13 protein-coding genes are annotated in these 16243 nt (G+C 30.9%); all 13 read left to right on the top strand.

Annotated elements, in window-relative coordinates:
- Positions 1–10: 10 nt before the first annotated feature.
- Complete coding sequence (locus ACEG17_RS02270) at positions 11–472, top strand: divergent PAP2 family protein (RefSeq protein WP_372582398.1); 462 nt, start codon at positions 11–13, stop codon at positions 470–472.
- 316 nt (positions 473–788) lie between these two features.
- Positions 789–1526 carry a TlyA family RNA methyltransferase gene (locus ACEG17_RS02265; protein ID WP_372582397.1) on the top strand — a complete coding sequence of 246 codons (738 nt, stop codon included), beginning with the start codon at positions 789–791 and terminating at the stop codon, positions 1524–1526.
- 108 nt (positions 1527–1634) lie between these two features.
- Positions 1635–2951, top strand: a complete 1317-nt coding sequence (locus tag ACEG17_RS02260; RefSeq protein ID WP_147004805.1) for a S41 family peptidase — start codon at positions 1635–1637, stop codon at positions 2949–2951.
- A gap of 44 nt (positions 2952–2995) precedes the next feature.
- Positions 2996–3685, top strand: coding sequence for a 16S rRNA (cytidine(1402)-2'-O)-methyltransferase (rsmI, locus tag ACEG17_RS02255; protein ID WP_372582396.1), 690 nt, complete (start codon positions 2996–2998; stop codon positions 3683–3685).
- 319 nt (positions 3686–4004) lie between these two features.
- Positions 4005–4880, top strand: a complete 876-nt coding sequence (ylqF, locus tag ACEG17_RS02250) for a ribosome biogenesis GTPase YlqF (protein ID WP_372582395.1) — start codon at positions 4005–4007, stop codon at positions 4878–4880.
- A 169-nt stretch (positions 4881–5049) separates the two neighbouring features.
- On the top strand, positions 5050–6306 hold the full coding sequence (locus ACEG17_RS02245; RefSeq protein ID WP_372582394.1) for a glycosyltransferase family 4 protein: 1257 nt from the start codon (positions 5050–5052) through the stop codon (positions 6304–6306).
- Positions 6200–7243: a glycosyltransferase family 4 protein gene (locus tag ACEG17_RS02240; protein WP_372582393.1), complete on the top strand. Its 1044-nt coding sequence runs from the start codon at positions 6200–6202 to the stop codon at positions 7241–7243. The genes ACEG17_RS02245 and ACEG17_RS02240 overlap by 107 nt, the downstream gene beginning before the upstream one ends.
- Positions 7244–7737: 494 nt before the next feature.
- Entirely contained in the window at positions 7738–9477 is a 1740-nt protein-coding gene (locus tag ACEG17_RS02235) for a hypothetical protein (protein ID WP_372582392.1), read from the top strand.
- 73 nt (positions 9478–9550) lie between these two features.
- Positions 9551–12679: a cellulase family glycosylhydrolase gene (locus tag ACEG17_RS02230; RefSeq protein WP_372582391.1), complete on the top strand. Its 3129-nt coding sequence runs from the start codon at positions 9551–9553 to the stop codon at positions 12677–12679.
- 404 nt (positions 12680–13083) lie between these two features.
- Complete coding sequence (locus ACEG17_RS02225; protein ID WP_372582390.1) at positions 13084–13866, top strand: transporter substrate-binding domain-containing protein; 783 nt, start codon at positions 13084–13086, stop codon at positions 13864–13866.
- Positions 13867–13926: 60 nt separating this feature from the next.
- A complete protein-coding gene (locus ACEG17_RS02220) occupies positions 13927–14718 on the top strand; it encodes a transporter substrate-binding domain-containing protein (protein WP_021768596.1) in 792 nt (263 codons plus the stop codon).
- A gap of 21 nt (positions 14719–14739) precedes the next feature.
- Positions 14740–15453 (top strand): amino acid ABC transporter permease, encoded by a 714-nt coding sequence (locus ACEG17_RS02215; protein ID WP_372582389.1) that lies wholly within the window; start codon positions 14740–14742, stop codon positions 15451–15453.
- A gap of 1 nt (position 15454) precedes the next feature.
- The gene (locus ACEG17_RS02210) at positions 15455–16213 is read left to right on the top strand and encodes an amino acid ABC transporter ATP-binding protein (protein WP_372582388.1); all 759 of its coding nucleotides are present in this window, start codon (positions 15455–15457) and stop codon (positions 16211–16213) included.
- Positions 16214–16243: the final 30 nt, after the last annotated feature.

Raw genomic sequence — 16243 nt, 5'->3', positions numbered from 1 at the left:
GGAAAAATAAATGAGTGGAGGAATACTGTTTGGAAACAGACTGCTTGATGTTGCAGCAATTTCGTGCTTTTTAGCACAGTTTTACAAAGTTTTTTTTCCTGTATTCAAGGGACAGAAACCTCAGTGGGCAAGACTTATCCAAACTGGCGGAATGCCAAGTTCTCACGCTTCGACGGTTGTTTCCCTTGTAACAGGTGTATTTTTATTAAAAGGATTTAGTTCGGTTGAATTTGCAATTTCAATGGTTTTTGCTGGGATTGTCTTGTATGATGCAACAGGAGTGAGGCAACAGGCAGGGAAACATGCAAGAGCTCTAAATACACTAGTAGATGCCATTGAACATCATGAAGGCATAGAAATAATTAATGAAAAATTTAAAGAACTTTTAGGACACACGCCAGTAGAAGTATTTTGGGGAAGTGTTCTAGGAATTGTGATTGGACTTTTGTTTAAAGGCTATATATTAGGATAAATATTAAATCGCAGTTATTAACTTAGCTGTGATTTTTTTGTAAAAATTTGAAAAATAGCTTAAAATATGGTAGAATAAATAGATTTATTAAATATATAAGCTGTTAAATATAGAGTAGTTTTACTATATTTTTGGCAAATATGATTTTAGTAATAAAAAATAAATAGAAAAATAAGAGATTTGTTTTATTATATACTCAAATTCCTTTTGATGCTAAGCCAATGAAAAAAGGCAATGTAAAAGCAACATAACTTTTGGCTTTAAATTAGTATTATTAGGAACTATCTTTTATTTAGAGAACTAGAAAGAGAAAGTAATGAAAAAAAGATTGGATTTAATCCTAGTAGAAAGGGAATTTTTTGAAACAAGGGAAAAAGCCAAACGGGAAATAATGGTGGGAAATGTCATTGTAAATGACCAGGTTGTAACAAAGGCTGGAACAATATTTAAAGACAACGGTGAACTGAATATCCGAATAAAAGATAAGTTGAAATATGTAAGCCGTGGTGGACTAAAATTGGAAAAAGCCATAAAAACTTGGAATTTGGATTTTAGTGATAAATTGGTGCTTGATATTGGAGCGTCTACAGGTGGATTTTCAGATTGCGCATTGCAAAGTGGAGCAAAGCGTGTATATAGTGTCGATGTTGGTAAAAATCAGCTTGATTGGAAACTAAGAAATGACGATAGGATAGTCTCGCTTGAAGAAATGCATATAAAAGACTTGAAAGAAGAAGATATTAAAAATCAAAAGGTTGATTTTATTGTAATAGATGTCTCTTTTATTTCCCTAACGAAAGTTATTCCTTATTTTGAGAAGTTTCTTGCTAAAGATGGAAAGGCTGTAATGCTAGTTAAGCCACAATTCGAAGTTGGAAGAGAAAAAATAGGAAGAAATGGTGTTGTGGAAAATGAGGAATATCACGATGAAGCCATAAAAAAAATAATTCACTTTTCAAAAGAATATGGATACGAGCTAATTGGCGTTGAAGATTCTCCAATAAAAGGGGCAAAGGGTAATAAGGAGTTTTTAATGTTGCTAAAATTTCCGTAAAAAGCAGTTTTAGTAAAAAAACAACAAAATACATGTTTAAAATTAAATGCAAAATTTATTATAAAAATATATTTTTATAATTGTTAAAATACATTATTAGGAGGAAAAATGAAAAAGAACAAAATAATGCAGGCAGTATTAGGACTTATATTGGTAAGCATGCCTTTATTTGCAGCTACCACTATAATAAAAACAACAAGGAATGACAAGAATACAAGTGCTGGATATTCAAAAGACACAACAGAGCTAAACAGAATTGTGGATGTAATAAATATTATTGAAAACAATTATGTTGGAAAGGAAGAAACTCCAAGCAAAAAGGAACTTTATGAAGGAGCTGTTGCAGGAGTTGTAAATAGTCTGAAGGATCCTTATTCAGAATACTTGTCTAAAGCTGATTTAGCAGACTTTTCTGAAGATATGGAAGGAGAATATGTTGGAGTTGGAATGAGCATAAGCAAGAAAAAGGGGGAAGCTCTTGAAGTTGTTTCACCATTTATCGGAAGTCCAGCTGAAAAAGTAGGAATAAAAATAAAAGATAGAATTATAAAAGTTGATGGAAAAGATATTCTTCCACTTACAGCAAATGAAACTGTAAAACTTCTGAAAGGTAAGGAAGGAACAAAAGTCGATGTAGAAGTAGTTAGGGAAGGTAAAAAGGAGCCAATGAAATTTACGTTGACAAGAGCTAAAATTAAACTGGAAATGGTTGAAAGCAAAATGCTTGAAAATAACATTGGTTACGTAAGCCTTTTAAGATTTGGAAATCACGTTGGAGCAGAAGTTGAAAAAGCTATTAAAGATTTACAAGCTAAAGGAATGAAAGGATTAATATTAGATTTACGTTCTAATCCAGGAGGTTCATTACAAGAAGCACAGGATATTTCTTCACTTTTTGTAAAAGAAGATTTAATTGTTTACTTAAAATATAAAAATGGACAACAGAGAAATTATAACAGAACTTCAAAAAATCTAGGTAATTTCCCATTAATCGTATTAACAAATAAAGCAAGTGCAAGTGCTTCGGAAATTGTTACAGGTGCAATTAAAGATTACAAACGTGGTACAATCATTGGAGAAAAAACATTTGGAAAAGGAATCGTTCAGCAAGTTATACCTTTGAGAACAGAAGATGCCATAAAACTTACTATTGCCCAATACTTTACACCAAAAGGGAACTACATTCATGAAAAGGGAATTGAGCCTGATATAGAAGTAAAAATGGAAGAACTGCTTGCATTAAAAGGGTATGCAAACGACAGTGAGCAAGCTAGAAAAAATAGAGAAAAAGAAATAGAAGACATTATTATAAAAGATAAAGGTAAAGAAGAAGCCGCTAAAATTATTTCAGCTGGAGATGTTCAGTTAAAAAGAGCAATTGAAGAAATGAATAAAAAAATAAGTGGAACAGGAAAAAGAAAATAACCGTTATCAAAATTAATAAAAGAAATTAAAATTAGGAGATATATATGTTTTATGTTGTTGGTACGCCAATTGGAAATTTAGAAGACATAACTTTTAGAGCAATAAAAGTTTTGAAGGAAGTTGATTATATTTTTGCAGAAGATACAAGAGTTACTAAGAAACTTCTTTCCCATTATGAAATCGAAAAAACGGTGTACCAATACCATGAACATAATAAACTTCATCAAATTACAAATATCATTAATCTTTTAAAAGATGAAAAAAAAATTGCACTTGTAACAGATGCTGGAACGCCGTGTATTTCAGATCCAGGCTTTGAGTTAGTAAATGAAATTTTAAAAGCTGAAATAAAAGTTGTTGGAATACCAGGAGCTTCATCAATTGTAACAGGTGCAAGTATTTCAGGGCTGGATATGCGAAGAATGGCATACGAAGGCTTTTTACCAAAGAAAAAAGGTAGACAGACACTTTTCAATAAATTAAAGGAAGAAGAACGAACAATTGTAATTTTAGAATCCCCCAACAGAATTTTAAAAACTTTAAAAGATATAAAAGAATATCTAGGAGAACGTTACGTTGTAATTACAAGAGAACTTACCAAAATCTATGAAGAAATAATTCGTGGAAATGTTTCTGAAATTATAGAAAAGTTGGAGGAAAAGCCAATTAAGGGAGAAATTGTTTTATTTATAAGGGCAATAAATGATGATGGTATTTATTTAAAAAATCAATAAAAATATATTTTTTTAATGATTTGTTGTTAATAAATATTTTTTCTATAATTTATATTTTTAAAGCAAGGGAAATCAATCGCCATTTCCCTTGCATCCCTGTCTCGTCTAAGCATTTTTTGAAAACAAAAATTAAACTCGCTTCGCTCAGACAGTAATTTTTATTTCCAAAAAATCACGACATCTTTAATTTAAGATAGATTGTAAAATAAACTGTAACAAATTTGAAATAAATTGTGAGTTTTTATCTTTAATTTTAAAATTAGTCTTAATTTTAGGATTAAAAATAAAAATTTAGAGAGAAAATGGAGAAAATGAAAGAATGAATATAAACTGGTATCCAGGGCATATGAAGAAAACAAAGGATTTAATTGTTGAAAATCTTAAGATAATTGATGTTGTTATTGAGATTTTAGATGCAAGGATTCCGATTTCTAGTAAAAATCCAGATATTTCAAAGCTGGCAAATAATAAGAAAAAGATTATTGTTCTGAACAAAGTGGATTTGATTGATAGCAAGGAATTAAAAAGTTGGGAAGATTATTTTTTGAAAAATAATTTTTCTGATTATTTTGTAGCTTTGAGTGTAGAAAAAGGGACTAATTTTAATGAACTACGAAAAATTACAGATAAAATTTATGCTGAGAAATTGGAAAAAATGAAAAAAAAGGGACTTCGTAAAACTGAAGTAAGAGCTATGATTGTTGGGATTCCTAATGTTGGGAAGTCTAAATTCATTAATAAATTTGTGAATAAAAATAAAGCAAGAGTTGGAAATACTCCAGGATTTACACGTGGTAAGCAATGGATAAAAATTGATGAAAAATTGGAACTGCTGGATACACCAGGAGTTTTATGGCCAAAGTTTGAAGATGATGAGGTAGCTTATAATTTAGCGATTACTGGCTCAATAAAGGACAATGTATTGCAATTGGAGCATGTTGCAATTAAATTTTTAGATAAATTAAAGGATTTGGGAAAAATAGACAATCTTGTAAAAGTGTATAATTTGGAAGAATATATAACTAATGAGGAAATTTTGGGATTGGAAAACCATAAGATACTGGAAATTTTGGAAAAACGGCTTGGTGTTTCTAAAAATGATGAACATAATTATGAAATTATTTCGAGAAGGCTTATGAAAGATTATAAAATGGGGAAAATAGGTAAGTTCTTCTTGGAAATCCCTAAAAATTAGCAGATAAGAGTTTTTTTATTTAAATTGAAATAGAACTTATATAAAAAATAATAAGAGATAGAATAAAAAATGATTATTTGTGTGAAAATTTATAGTAGCCTAAAAAAAATTTCAGGAGAGTAAAAATAAAATTGAAATAAGGCTTTATTATAGAAGGAGAAATATAAAAATGAGAATTGGAATATTTACAGATACATACAGACCTCAAGTAAATGGAGTTGTAAGTTCGATTATGACACTTGAGAAGGAGCTTAGAAAGCTGGGACATAAAGTATATATTATTACTACGACTGATCCAGATGCACCTCAAGTTGAGCCTAATGTTTTACGAATACCAAGTATGGAATTTAAGCCGTTGCCACAGTATAGACTGGGAATGATTTATTCTTCAAAAATAATAAAAAAGATAAAGAGGCTGGAATTAGATATTATTCATTCACAGACAGAATGGGGTGTAGGAACATTTGCGAGATTCGCTGCAATTAATCTTGAAATACCCCTTGTTCATACGTATCACACATTATATGAATATTATACACATTATATTTTTGGTTCGAGATTTGTTTCAGCTGGGAAAAAGATTGCAGCTGCGATTAGTAAATTTTATTGTGAAAAATGTAATGGACTGATTGTACCAACAAGAAAAGTTGAAGATATTTTGTATTCTTATGGTGTTGACCAGACAATGAATATTATTCCAACTGGACTAGAATTGGATAAATTTTATCGGGGAAATTATTCCGATGAAGATTTGGAATTTATGAGAGAAAATTTTGGAATAGAGAAAAGTGATTTTCTTTGTGTGTATATTGGGCGGATTGCCGAAGAAAAAAGTATTGATTTGTTAATTGATATGTTTTCTAAAATTAAGGATGAAAACTTTAAATTTATGATTGTTGGGCGTGGGAGAATTTTGGATGACTTGAAGAAACAAGCTGAAGATCTTGGTATTTCAGATAGAGTTATTTTTACAGGGGAAGTGCCACATGATAAAGTTGCTGCTTACTATCAAATGGGAGATGTATTTTTGAATGCTAGTATATCAGAAACACAGGGACTTACGTTTGTTGAGGCAATGGCTGCTAAAACACCTGTTGTGGCAAGATATGACTTAAATCTGGAAGACTTGCTTGTAAAGAACGAAGCAGGGCTTGTTTATAGAACAGAAGAAGAATTTATTAATTCTATAATGCTTTTAAAAGAAGATAAGGAATTTAGAGAAAAAATTATCGAAAATGCTTTTGTTGCTTCACAGGATTATACGGCAGAAAAATTTGGGGAACGTGTAGAAGCAGTTTATAAAAAAACAATAGAGGAGTATGATAGTCGTGAAAGTTTTACTATATTCAGAGGGGAAAAGTTCCTTCAGCAAATCCGGCGTTGGACAAGCCTTAAATCATCAGGTAGAAGCCCTTGGAGCAAATAATATTGAAGTTACGCAGGATCCTGAAGATAATTATGATTTGGCACATATAAATACTGTTGCACTAAAATCTTATGAAGTATTAAAACAGGCAAAGAAAAAAGGGAAGCCTGTAATTTATCATACACATACAACTTATGAAGATTTTCGTGGGAGTATAAAAGGAAGTTATGTTTTATCGCCAATTATAAAATTCTGGACAAAGAAATTATATAATGAAGCAGATTATTTGATTTCTCCATCAGAATATACAAAAAATCTTATAAAATCAAAATATTTAGAAAAAGAAAAAGAAATTAGAGTAATTTCAAACGGTGTAAACATAAATAAATTTAATAAAAATGAAGTTTTAAAAGAAAAATTTTTAAATGAATATAAATCAGTGTATGACATAAATAAACCCTTAATTATAACAGCTGGATTGCCTTTTGAGAGAAAAGGGATAAAAGATTTTGTAAAAGTGGCACAGGAATGCAGTGATTATCAATTTCTTTGGTTTGGTTCATCAAGCGTAAAGTCAATGCTTCCTGATAAAATACAAAAAATTATTGAAAATCCACCAAAAAATCTAATTTTTCCAGGATATGTCGATAAAGATATTCTAATTGGAGCATTTAGTGCTGCAAAAGCCTTTTTATTTATGACTTATGAAGAAAATGAGGGAATTGTAGTATTAGAAGCACTTTCAGCTAAATTGCCGCTTGTAGTAAGGGATATTCCTGTGTATGAAGGCTGGCTGGAAGATGGAAAAACTTGCTTTAAAGCTAGGACTAACGAAGAATTCTGCCAAAAAATAAGAAATATTGTGGAAAACAATGTGGAAAACTTGGATGAAATTACAGAAACTGCCTATAATATTGCTGTAGAGCGGGATTTGCTAAATATAGGAAAAAAATATAAAGAATACTATGAATATATATTAAATCAAAAAAATAGATAACCTTTCAAAAAATCTAAAAAACAATTTCAATAAATCAAAAAGAGAAAACCGTCAATAAGTCAACAATGGTTTTCTCTCTAATTTTATACATTTCAATTTATTATATAATAAAACTGTTTTAACATTGATTTAAAATTGATAGATGCTTATATTTTCAGAACTTTAAGTTTTTTTATTTTTTCTGACATTGTTTAGTATGTATTTAAACATGGTTGTAATATTATTTAAGTGTCCAGTTTTTTATTATTTATATCCTAAAATTTTTCAAAATTAACCTAAACCAGATAAAATTATGATTTGTGCTTAATTATACGATGCCTTTATATTATTTTTTATTTTTTCTTGAAAAAAACTAAGAAATTTAGTAAAATATACTTAGTTAAGGAAGAAATATTTTAGTCAAAGTATAATATTATTTTTTTTATAATTTTTTCTAAATGTTCGGATATTAAATTATAAAAAAGAGATTTTCAAAATTAAGGGAGAACAGAATTATGAAAAAATTACATATTTTAAGTACAATGATGCTATCAGCAGCAACTGCAATGGCTCAGGAAATAAAGATAAATGGGGGCTGGGATTTTGACAGGGCATATAAAAATGATTTAACAAAACATCAGAAAGGTTTGTCAAATACTATTTATGACTATAAATTTAAAAATGGTCCCGTTGCAGGAATAGAATGGCTGTTTGACAATCAGGGAAGACTTGAATTAGGAATTGGTGCGGAACATAAGTTTTCTGTAAAATCTTCAGCTTTAAAAGATAAGAATGAAATGAAAATGTATGAAATAACACCAATGTACTTAACAAGTAAGTACAATTTAATAACTTCTAAAGAAGGAAATGATCTCGTTTACCTTATCGGAAGAGTAGGGTATGCTAAGGCTAAAGCCGGAAGAGACAATAAAGAAGATTTGAACGATAAAAATTTTCGTGGTGGACTCTATTATGCTGGTGGACTAGGTACTCAAATTGGTCCCATTTCGATTGAAGCGTTATATGAAAGATCAAATTTACGATATGACAAAGTAAATTTAGGTAACATAAATAGAAATAATATAAGTACTCTAAATAATTTTAAAAAGACTAAAGATAATATAAATACGGTTGGTGTAAGGGTAGGATACAGTATCGGAAATATCAAAAATTTACCAAAGAAAAAAAATGAAACTGTGCCTTTTGATCCTTTTAGAACTGATATTTTTGCTAAAACAGGAGATATGCAGTACACTACGGATAAAATTCAGAAAAGAAAATGGAATGGTGGAGAACTTAGATTAAATGCAGGATATAATTTTAAGAATAGATACAATATCCAGCCAGAGCAATTTTTAGGAACAGGAATGAAAAATAATAAATGGCAGTCTGCAAAATCTGATTTTGATATTAAAAAGATGCCTGTTGTTGGTTTGGAATATTTATTTGATAATCAGGGAATTGTTGAAATAGGTCTAGGTGTTGAACAAAAATTTCTTGATATTACAGCTTTTTTTAGTGATAAAGAACAGAAACATGTTTTAAGAACTTATCCCGCTTACGCTACAACAAAAATTAATTTAGTAAATAATAAAGGGAATAATCTTCTTTATGCCGTTGGACGAATAGGATATGTATACGGCGAAATAAAGGAAGAAAACTTTAACAAGAAAGATCTTCGTGGTGGTCTTTACTATGCTGGAGGATTAGGTACAGAATTAGGGCCAGTTTCTATAGAAGCTCTTTATGAAAGATCAAATTTTAAATATCAGCCAAAAGATACAGTCAGTCCTATAAAAACTAAAGGTAAAATTGATACATTTGGTATAAGAGTAGGATACAGAATAGGAAGTATAAAAAATAAACCAAAAATAAAAGAAGTTAAGACAGCAGGATATGCCTATAATGACATACCGGAAGAAGATAGAATAGATATAATTAATAATTTGAGAGATAAAAGTAACGAAGTTTTAACTTCTAGAAAGAATCCTATAAAAAGGCAGAAATCTTTGGGAAATGAAATAAAGGAAGCTAGAGTGGCAGGCTATAACACCTATAATGATATACCAGAAGAAGACAGGATAGATATAGTGAGTAATTTGAAAGGAAAAAGTAATACTGTTTCAACTTTAAAAAAAGGTACTGTAAAAAGAGAAAAATACTTTGAAGATGAGATAAAAAAAGAAAATGGTAAAACTGTATCTGAAGAAGATTCTATAGATATAATCAATAATTTAAGTTTTAACAGATTATAAAATTACAGATTTTCTAAAAAAAATCCAATTACAATGTGAAGTTGAAATATTAATTTTGAGAAGGAGACAGAAAATGAAAAAATCTATAGTTGCTGGGCTGCTCCTAATTTTTTTGAGTTTTTCAATAATGGCTGAAAATATAGGTAACATGCCTTCTTCAGTAAATGAAGTAAAATCAGATAACGAAATATTATTGAAATGTTTAAATACAGTGGGAGAAAGTGCACAAGGGACTGAAATAACTGAAAATAATGGCAATAATATATTTTTAAAATGCTTAAATTTTGAAAATAGTAGTGAAAATACAGTTACAACAAATAAAATTAATTCTAAAGATATATTGCTGGAATGTTTAAATACAAGTGAGAATACATCTGATGAAATGGTAAAAAATGAAAATTCGGATAAGAAAATATTAAAATGTTCCAATATAGTCAAAATAATTAATGCAAATGAATTGTTTCAGACAGATAAAATAGAAAATATTAATGGAATTCAGCTGAAATGTTCAAATACAGTAAAAAATATAGGTAAATCTGAAATACCATTATTAGATAGTGGTGGCTCAAATGATATAATATTAAAATGTTCCAATGTATCTGAAGATTTATCAAAAAACGAAACAAAAATAAACAATGGAACAGGAAATTCAACAGAAATAACATTAAAATGTTCCAATGTAGTTAGAGTTATTGATGGAAATAAAGTTTTTTCAGATAATTCGGAAAATGATACTGCAGTAATATTAAGCTGCTCAGATAAAACAGAAAATGCAAATATTATTGGAAATATAGGACAGCCAAAAGTAAATATAGGATCATTAGGAGGCAACATAGGAGGAAAAGTACCTGTTGGACCTATTATTGGGGGAGTGGCAGGGGCTTCTGCTGTCGGAGCAATAGTCGGTGGAATTGGCCATCATAAAGGTGGCGGAAAAGGTGGAAACCCTGGACATCAAAACGGCAGAAATGATGGTGGCAAAGATGATAATCCTAAAAAACAAAAAAAAGATGATACAAAAATTCATAATGTGAAAGGAATTGGAATACAGCCTGTCAACCCTTTTTGGAGAAGTAATCTTAGGGAAGCCGAAGACTCTTATTCCAAAATAGCGAAAGTAGGATTTCAATGGGTAAGAATTACAGCCTCATGGCATAGAATCCAGTCTTCAAAAAATGGAAGATACGACTGGCAGGATATAGATGATGCTGTTGCTCTTGCCAAAAAATATAACATGAAAGTCTTAATGCAAATAAGTGGTGCTCCTGAATGGGCAACAGGAGCAGACAAACTTTCAGCTGCTGAAAAAAATGCATTGAATGCAAGAAAAATTTGGGTAGCATCATTTGCACCGCTTCAGCAGTATGATAACGATTTTTCAAATTTTGTAAGTGCATTGGTAAAAAGATACGCTTCACAGGGAGTAATTGACTATGAATTTTGGAATGAACCAGGAAATCCAGAATTTTGGCATGATACAATTCAAAATCCTAGACCAAATCCTGAACACTATACTCATTTACTGAAAATAGCATATACGGCAGCACATAATGCTCATAATGATGTAAATGTTATGGCTGGTGGAATGACGGTAGGAAACAGTAATAGTCCAACAGGATATATCGGACCTATGGAATTTTTAGAAAGAATGTATAGATCTGGTGCAAAGGGATATTTTGATGGTGTATCGCATCATCCTTATGGAATTTATGCTAGAGCATTTCGAGATAACGGCTGGGCAAATATGATAGGTGATGTTGTGGCACCTGGTAGTGGAGAAAAAACATTGTATCAGATAATGTCAGAGAATGGTGATGGAAATAAAAAAATATGGCCAACAGAAGTAGGACTGGATGCTGCTTATCCTGGAGTTGATGAAACAAAACAGGCTAATGTAATAAGCCAGATTTTAGGATGGTATCAAAAATCAGACATATTTGGGCCTCTTATTCTATATCAGGCAAAAGATAGAAAGACTTATATTACCTCAGGAGTAGTGGATAGAGACAGTAATGGAGATGGATGGCTTGATGTAAATATTGATACAAATGGAGATGGTATTCCTGATGCGAATATTGATGCAGATAATAACGGACGGCCTGATATATTGGATGCTGCAGGACCTGAAAATTACTTTGGGATTTGGAAGTCAGATGGCACAGAAAAAAAGGCAGTGGATGTAATTCGAAGATTTATTAAGAATCAGCCAGCACCTGGGCCATCGCCATTAACAAACGGATGTAGCAGTGCTACAGATGCTTCGGGACAATGGAAGAGTGTGAAATGCTGGGAATTTAAAGATAGAAATATCCCTTCTGGTTGGGTAAGTAAAAGAATTATCAATCATTTGGGTAGCCATTTGACTTATTTGCCAAGCAGTATCAGTTTAGATGGTGATCACGTAATACTTACTACACGACGTCATTGTGTTAACAGAAAAGGTGATCCTTTAACTGATGCAAATGCCACTACAGGTGTATGTCCTGCAGGTAAAGTTACTCAATATTCAAGTGGTAGATTAGAATCTAATAAGCTTGTAGATGCTTCTAAACCGTTCCGTGCAGAAATACGTGCCAGAATGAACTGGAATCGTCTGCAGGGAATGCGTACAGCCCTTTGGATGCAGAAACAGCAAAATGATGTGGATACACCTATTTGTAAAAATCCAGGTGGAAGTGCTCCTTATGGTTCATTATTAATTTTGGAATGGTTTTCAAGTACTCCTAGTTATGCATGGCCTGCAACTAATATCAGCTGTTATTACAGCCAAGTAAATCACGAATGGACTCCACGTGGCTTTACACATCGTCTTGAAAATATTGTTGGTGGACAGAGTAAATCATTGACGCATGAATGGCACGTCTGGACAATTGAGTTTGATGGAACAAAAGTACGTTATTATATGGATGGAAGATTGATTCCTGTTGTTCATTACCGTATTAAGGATGCTCAACGTATCAGTGTAGTTGATAATACTAGATATGACCAATATGGAAATTATCTTTCTACTATGCCAGATGAAGACTTTAGCAAGTTGAATGTTCCATCTTCCTTAATTAAACAAGGATTTGAGAACGATAAATGGCATTTCATTATTAATGACTATGTGGAATGGGAACCAGGATTGAACCCGCCTTCTGAGCATTCTCCATTCCCGGTTCAAACTACAGAAATTGATTATGTTCGGTTGTATCAGAAATAGTAGGATTACTTAGTTTCATATAACTTCAAAATTAATTTAAACTACTAAATAAGAAATAGTAGCAATTGGATAAAATATGAAAAAATACTTATTAATCCAAAATAAATGTATGTACAAAATAAAACTTTACAAATTAAAATTTTTATAGTATAATACTTTTATATACAAATGTGCTTATGAAAGAGAGCTGTAAAAATGATAAATATTATGAAAAAAAATCAAAAAATAGATATGATAATGTGTATGAATTTGTATAGTTTATTTTAAAATTAATTAAAAAATAATTTTAGATGTAAGCTTATTTTAAAGTGAATAAATTAAAAAAATAAGATTGCATCTTAGAAAGCCGGATAATCTTATTCGGCTTTTTTCTTTAAAAAATATTTATTTTTGGAGGTCTTGGAATGAGAAAAATTAAATTATTGCTAGGAGTCTTATTATTACTTATTTTAGCGGTATCTTGCGGAAATAAAACTAACGCTGGGAAAAAAAGGGTTATAAAAGTAGGGACAGATGGAGTTTATGCACCATTTTCGTTTAAGGATGAAAGTAGCGGGAAATTGACAGGATATGATGTTGAGGTTATTCAGGAAGTTGGAAAAAGAATAAATGCAGATATTGAATTTACAACTGTTCCTTGGGATAGCATATTTTTGGGGTTAGAGTCAAAAAGATATGATATTATTGCCAATGAGATTGAAAAAACTAAGGAAAGAGAAGAAAAATATATTTTTTCTGATAAATATTTAGTTTCAGCTGCTCAGATTATTGTAAAAGAGGGAGAGAATAACATAAAGACTTTGAAGGATCTGGAAGGTAAAAGAGTAATTTCAGCAGTTGGAAGTAATTATTCAAAAACTGTTGAGGAGTATAATAAAACAGCTGCTAAAAAGATAAATCTTAATTATTTTGACGGCGGAATTACATTGTCATTGGTAGAAATAGCACAAGGAAAAGCGGATGCAACATTGAGTGACAGACTTGTGGTAAGTTACTATAAAAAACATCAAGGAGATAAAGTTCAGCTGGTAGGGCAGCCTTTGAGTACAACTCCGACATTTTTCCTATTTAGAAAAGATAGCGAAGAATTAAGAAATGAAGTGAATAAAGCACTTGCTGAGATGAGAGCTGACGGAACTCTTGCTAAAATATCAGAAAAGTGGTTTGGCGGAGATTATACGAAATAGTTAAAAATTTAGTTTTACGATAATATAAATAAAAAATATAAAAATTTTGGGAGGAAAATCATGAAAAATATTTTAAAATTAACAGGAATTTTATTGATAGGACTATTTCTTATCAGTTGTGGAGGAAAACAGGAAAATGGTAAAAGTGGGAGTAGTGAAGGAAAACAAAAAGTGAAAGTTGGAACAGAAGGAGTTTATGCACCATTTACGTTCACTGATGGAAGTGGTAAATTAACTGGATATGATGTGGAAGTTGTGGAAGAAATTGGGAAAAGGGCAAATTTAGATATAGAGTTTGTGCCTACACCTTGGGATAGTATGTTTTTAGGATTGGAATCGAAAAAATTTGACTTTATTGCAAATGAAATTGCTAAAAATCCTGAAAGAGAGAAAAAATATACTTTCTCTGATGATTATTTAGTGTCAGCCGCTCAAATTATCGTAAAAAAAGGAAGAACTGATATTAAAACACTCGAGGACTTAAAAGGTAAAAGAGTTATGACAGGAGTAGGAAGCAATTATAACAAGACTTTGACTGATTTTGACAAAAATAAGGAAATAAATTATGCTTATTTTGATGGAAATGTTTCAATTGCACTAGAAGAAATTGCGCAAGGAAAGGCAGACGCTACTTTAAATGACAGATTGACAGTAGGATATTTCACAAAGCAAAGAGGAAATCTTGTAGAAATTGTAGGAGAGCCTGTAACAAAAACGCCTGTATATTTCACATTTAGAAAAGATAGTGAAGAATTGAAAAATAAAGTAAATAAAGCACTAGCTGAAATGAAAGCTGATGGAACGCTTGCCAAAATATCAGAAAAATGGTTTGGCGGAGATTATACGAAATAATTTATAAACAGGAGAAAAGTAATGAATAATAATGTACCTTTTTTAAACTGGGGCTTTATGGTAAGAGCTATTCCAGAAATATTAAAAGCATTGCCAATGACTCTGAATATTGCGATTGTTACGATGATATTTTCGCTGATACTCAGTTTTTTTATCGCACTTGTGAGAATAAATAAAATTTCTGTGCTGACAAGACTTGCTACAATTTATGTGTCCTTTATAAGAGGGACACCTCTTTTAGTTCAAATTTATCTTGCCTATTATGGATTGCCGAAAATATTGGATTATATACATTTGAAGTATGGATTTAATATAGATGTGAATAATATTCCTGCGATTATCTTTGTTTACGTGGCATTTATTTTAAATGTATCAGGTTATTTGTCGGAAACATTCAGAGCGGCAATTCAGTCTGTGGATAAAGGACAAGTTGAAGCCGCATTGTCGATTGGAATGACAAAATGGCAGGCAATGAGAAGAATTGTACTTCCGCAAGCGATCATAATAACTTTTCCTAATTTTGGAAATACTTTTATAAGTTTGATAAAGGATTCCTCACTTGCTTTTACAGTTTCAATTGTGGAAATGATGGGAAAAGCGAAAATAATATCGGCTTCGGGGTTGGATATTTTTGAAGCATATATTGTTGTTGCTGGAATTTACTGGGTTGTTTGTATAATTGTGGAAAAAGTTATGGGAATTGTGGAAAAGAAATTGAGAGTAGGTGGACTGTAGAATGATAAAGGTTGAAAATCTAAAATTGTCTTTTGGAAAAAATGAAGTTTTGAAAGGAATAAACTTTAAAATAGAAAAAGGACAGGTAATAAGCATCATAGGACCGAGTGGATCGGGAAAATCAACATTTTTACGAAGCCTTAATTTTCTTGAAACAGCTTCATCGGGAACAATAGCTTTTGGAAACGAAACATTTGACTTGAGTAAAATAAATAAAAAAGATATAAACAGGCTTAGAAAAAATACGACAATGGTTTTTCAGAATTATAATTTATTCAAAAACAAAACTGCTTTAGAAAATATAATTGAAGGTCTTTTAATTGTAAAAAAAATGAATAAGAACGAAGCAACAGAAATCGGATTGAAAATGCTTGAAAAAGTGGGGTTAAAAGATAAAGCCGAATTTTATCCAAATCAGCTTTCTGGAGGGCAGCAGCAAAGAGTCGGGATTGCAAGGGCGGTTGCGATGAGTCCAGAGGTAATTTTGCTTGATGAGCCAACTTCGGCACTTGATCCTGAACTTATAGGAGAAGTTCTGAAAGTTATAAAAGATATGGTAAAAGAAAATATGACAATGATAATTGTTACCCATGAAATGCAGTTTGCAAGAGAAGTATCCGATTATGTAGTATTTATGGATAGCGGAACAATTATAGAAGAAGGAAAGCCTGAAGAAATTTTTAAAAATTCTGGAAGTGAAAGATTGCAAAATTTTCTAAGAAGATATTATGATAGCGGTACAGATGTTTATTCAATTTAATAAAATGTAGTTAAATTTTTAGAAAGAAAA

The sequence above is a fragment of the Leptotrichia hongkongensis genome, from assembly GCF_041538065.1.
Lineage (GTDB): Bacteria > Fusobacteriota > Fusobacteriia > Fusobacteriales > Leptotrichiaceae > Leptotrichia > Leptotrichia hongkongensis.
The sequence above is the reverse complement of the archived record's forward strand: the minus strand, read 5'-3'. Positions and strand labels throughout refer to the sequence as shown.

Excerpts from the sequence above, each read along its gene's own strand:
- ACEG17_RS02270 (WP_372582398.1), top strand. The coding sequence starts at position 11 with ATGAGTGGAGGAATACTGTTTGGAAACAGACTGCTTGATGTTGCAGCA.
- ACEG17_RS02265 (WP_372582397.1), top strand. The coding sequence starts at position 789 with ATGAAAAAAAGATTGGATTTAATCCTAGTAGAAAGGGAATTTTTTGAA.
- ACEG17_RS02260 (WP_147004805.1), top strand. The coding sequence starts at position 1,635 with ATGAAAAAGAACAAAATAATGCAGGCAGTATTAGGACTTATATTGGTA.
- rsmI (WP_372582396.1), top strand. The coding sequence starts at position 2,996 with ATGTTTTATGTTGTTGGTACGCCAATTGGAAATTTAGAAGACATAACT.
- ylqF (WP_372582395.1), top strand. The coding sequence starts at position 4,005 with ATGAATATAAACTGGTATCCAGGGCATATGAAGAAAACAAAGGATTTA.
- ACEG17_RS02245 (WP_372582394.1), top strand. The coding sequence starts at position 5,050 with ATGAGAATTGGAATATTTACAGATACATACAGACCTCAAGTAAATGGA.
- ACEG17_RS02240 (WP_372582393.1), top strand. The coding sequence starts at position 6,200 with ATGATAGTCGTGAAAGTTTTACTATATTCAGAGGGGAAAAGTTCCTTC.
- ACEG17_RS02235 (WP_372582392.1), top strand. The coding sequence starts at position 7,738 with ATGAAAAAATTACATATTTTAAGTACAATGATGCTATCAGCAGCAACT.
- ACEG17_RS02230 (WP_372582391.1), top strand. The coding sequence starts at position 9,551 with ATGAAAAAATCTATAGTTGCTGGGCTGCTCCTAATTTTTTTGAGTTTT.
- ACEG17_RS02225 (WP_372582390.1), top strand. The coding sequence starts at position 13,084 with ATGAGAAAAATTAAATTATTGCTAGGAGTCTTATTATTACTTATTTTA.
- ACEG17_RS02220 (WP_021768596.1), top strand. The coding sequence starts at position 13,927 with ATGAAAAATATTTTAAAATTAACAGGAATTTTATTGATAGGACTATTT.
- ACEG17_RS02215 (WP_372582389.1), top strand. The coding sequence starts at position 14,740 with ATGAATAATAATGTACCTTTTTTAAACTGGGGCTTTATGGTAAGAGCT.
- ACEG17_RS02210 (WP_372582388.1), top strand. The coding sequence starts at position 15,455 with ATGATAAAGGTTGAAAATCTAAAATTGTCTTTTGGAAAAAATGAAGTT.